The organism is Ruegeria sp. SATB027, assembly GCF_059613825.1.
Map to the genome: position 1 here is coordinate 1 of NZ_JBXWTH010000008.1, position 3,053 is coordinate 3,053.

Here is a 3,053-nt window from a genome sequence, read left to right on the forward strand (position 1 = left end):
AAGCTGATTGACGATGTCTTCATCATTGTCACCTCCGCCCAATGTCGGGCATCAGCAGCCTAACGACAGTTAATGTGGCAACACCGTTAGATCCCACCTAATCGCGTTTTTTGACCGATAGACAATCAAGCCTTATGCCGAAACAAATGTCTGCCGCCTTCACCTTTGATAAGGTTGATCGCATCGTGCATGATCTCGTCAATGATCTGTTCTGCAGGTTTCGAGGTTCTTATGATACCCACACCTTCGCCGACAATACCGGGAACGATTGACGGATTTCCGGAATTCTGAGCATCGTTCCAAAGTCGTCTTTCGACATCCAAGCCGGCGTCTAGCGCGGCTTCTCGACCATGCCATTTACTGACAAAATCATTTCGACGTACCCGGATTGAGTATCGGTCCGGCCAAGAATAACCGCGAATGATGTCGGGAACCGAGGTTCGAACGGTTTCATCCCCTGATGCGCGCAAGATGTCGCTGAGAATCTGCGGATGGATCAGCGCCTCATCTGCAGCAACAAACCGAGTTCCTATCACAACGCCATCTGCGCCAAGCATCAGGGCCGCAGCCAGACCGCGACCATCGCCGATACCACCGGCGGCGCAAAGTACAGCCGAACTGTTCGATGCGTCAAATTTATCCGCCACTTCGGGCACAAGCGCGATCGTGCCGCGCACCTCGCCGTGGCCACCAGCTTCGGCCCCCTGAGCCACGATGACATCGGCGCCAACCGCAATGGCACGCAGCGCGTCCCGAAGTGTCTGGATTTGGCAGATAAGCGGAACGCCCGTCCGTTTGATCCTGTCGGCAAAGGGTGCAGGATCACCAAAGGACAGAAAGACCGCGGCTGGCCCGCGCTCCAGCACGTAATCGAGCAGAGCGGGCTGCTCTGCCAACTTCCATGTGATCAGACCGCACCCGACAGGGGTGGTTCCGGCTGCATCGAACTGTTGCGCAATCCAGTCCCGATCGCCGTAACCCCCGCCGACCAACCCAAGCCCGCCCGCCTGCGTCACAGCCGAGGCCAACGACCCACCCGCAACAAACGCCATTGGCGCCTGAATGATCGGGTGGGACAGGTTCAGGCGCTCGGTCAGCCGGGTTTTCACGTGGCCGTCTTTCGGTAGTCGACAACCGGCAGCCCACCGATGCCCCAGTTGTCCAGATCGACCTCGTCAATCACGACGACTGTGGTTGCCGGGTTTTTGCCCAGCACCTCGTGCAACAGTTCGCTCACTCCGGCGATCAGCTTTGCTTTCTCGCTCTGGCTTGGGCCGGTTCCGTCAGGACCACCTTCACGGGTTACTTTGATATTCACATATGGCATGGTTTTAATCCTTCCTTGGAACGTAGGAGAAGACCTTGGTGACAATCCGCCAGTCATTGCCGTGGCGGACAAGGGAAAGGTAATCCAGATAATCGCGCCCCATCATCGACATACGGGCCATGACATGGGCCAGCCTCGGACTGCCGAAGGAGATCTGCAATATCTCTTCATCGCGCGGGTCACCGCGCTTGGCTGGCGGTTCACGCTGATCCACACGGGCCATATAGCTCTCAAGATCCAGATACAGCTCATCCCCTTCGGTGGCGCAGATATACGCCAGTTTCGGGTGAAACACCTGTCTCAGGGCGTTGCTGTCGGCGTGATGAAGGCCCTCGAAATAGGCCTCCATCAATTCGACCACAGCTTTGTGATCGGCCGGGGTCATTGGATCAGCCCTTCGGCGCGCATCGCCGTTTGTGTTGCGGGACGTGCTGCCACCCGCTCGACATAGGCTTTCAGGCTTGGCCAGCCGGACAAATCGATTTCCGTAAAATTTGCCCAGTTCGAGACAACGAAAAGATATGCGTCCGCGACCGAAAACTTTCCGTCCACAAGGTATTCCCGCCCATCGGCCAGTATGTTTTCGACCTGATCGAATTTTGTTTTGACGATGCTGCGCGCCTTGGTTTTTTCGGCGTCGGTGGAATCACCCTTGAACAGCGGGCTGAAGGATTTGTGCAGATCGGCCGCCACAAAACTCAGATATTCCTGAACCCGTGTCCGGGCCATCGTTCCGTTTGATGGTGCCAGATCAGAGGACGGGTTCTTATCAGCAAGGTATTGAAGAATAGCGGATCCCTCCCTGACAAGTTCACCGTCGTCCAGCGCAAGCACCGGCACATATCCTCGGGGGTTGATGGATCTAAAATCCGCGCCGGATTCAGTGCGGCCAGCCGCGGTATCAACGGCCTCAGTTTCGAAGGGAGTGCCGATTTCGGTCAGCACGATGTGGCTGGCAAGCGAACATGCGCCCGGTTTGTAGTAGAGTTTCATGGTATTCCTTTCTGGGGATTACTGGTGGCACCATAGAGATGGAGAAGGACATATCCGTTGACAACTAGGTTTCTGATGGTTACTAAAAAAATAAAGTAACCCAACAGAAACCTGGTAACGCCTCATGGCCCTAAAGATGCGGAACAACCGAAGCCCGGCGCCACCCGAACCCTGCATGCTGACCGAATGCATGGCTGTGATTGCAGGTGCCTGGGCGCCGAACGTGATCTGGTCGTTGCGGGCCGGGCCGCGCCGCTTTAGTGAACTGCGTTCGGATATTCCGCCGATTTCTGCCAAGGTACTTTCGGCCCGTTTGTCGGAACTGGCCGCACGAGGTGTGCTGGTCCGCCATGTCCGGCGCACGTCGCCCCCCTCGACGGAATACAGCCTGACCGAGCTTGGGGCCGAATTGATCCCGGCCCTTGACGCGATTGTTCAGGTCGGCCACCGACTGAAGGCACGACAAGGTAGTCAACAGGGGGCAGATTAAGTGGTCCCGTCTTCGCGGACAGCTTTGCAGCAAATCTAGGGTCAGGATTCATTGGTTTTTGTTGTGCCGCGTGCTGCACAGCTCCGAAAACGGAGCGGTGACATGAGTGATTTTCTGGCTGATCGACGCGCAAATGGCGTGTCTCGAGCCTTTCTTTCTGTGTTGCCACATTAACTGTCGTTAGGTTGCTGATGCCCGACATTGGGCGGAGGTGACATTGATGAATACATCGTCAATCAGCTA

General features: G+C 56.3%; 5 protein-coding genes. 1 reads left to right on the forward strand and 4 read right to left on the reverse strand.

The genetic code is table 11. The features are described 5' to 3' along the window. Positions 1-125: 125 nt before the first annotated feature. The 4 genes from AC2FPW_RS00535 to gstA are packed head-to-tail and all read right to left on the reverse strand — an operon-like array spanning position 126 to position 2,320. Complete coding sequence (locus tag AC2FPW_RS00535; protein WP_496812233.1) at positions 126-1,109, reverse strand: NAD(P)H-dependent flavin oxidoreductase; 984 nt, start codon at positions 1,107-1,109, stop codon at positions 126-128. Beyond that, the gene (locus AC2FPW_RS00540) at positions 1,106-1,327 is read right to left on the reverse strand and encodes a tautomerase family protein (protein ID WP_480560863.1); all 222 of its coding nucleotides are present in this window, start codon (positions 1,325-1,327) and stop codon (positions 1,106-1,108) included. Before AC2FPW_RS00540 ends, AC2FPW_RS00535 begins: the two co-directional genes overlap by 4 nt. 4 nt (positions 1,328-1,331) lie before the next feature. Further along, the gene (locus AC2FPW_RS00545; RefSeq protein ID WP_480774587.1) at positions 1,332-1,712 is read right to left on the reverse strand and encodes a nuclear transport factor 2 family protein; all 381 of its coding nucleotides are present in this window, start codon (positions 1,710-1,712) and stop codon (positions 1,332-1,334) included. Continuing rightward, positions 1,709-2,320 (reverse strand): glutathione transferase GstA, encoded by a 612-nt coding sequence (gene gstA, locus AC2FPW_RS00550; RefSeq protein ID WP_496812234.1) that lies wholly within the window; start codon positions 2,318-2,320, stop codon positions 1,709-1,711. Before gstA ends, AC2FPW_RS00545 begins: the two co-directional genes overlap by 4 nt. A gap of 124 nt (positions 2,321-2,444) precedes the next feature. Here gstA and AC2FPW_RS00555 point away from each other — a divergent pair, with 124 nt between their 5' ends. Beyond that, positions 2,445-2,810, forward strand: a complete 366-nt coding sequence (locus AC2FPW_RS00555; protein ID WP_496812235.1) for a winged helix-turn-helix transcriptional regulator — start codon at positions 2,445-2,447, stop codon at positions 2,808-2,810. Positions 2,811-3,053 lie beyond the last annotated feature (243 nt).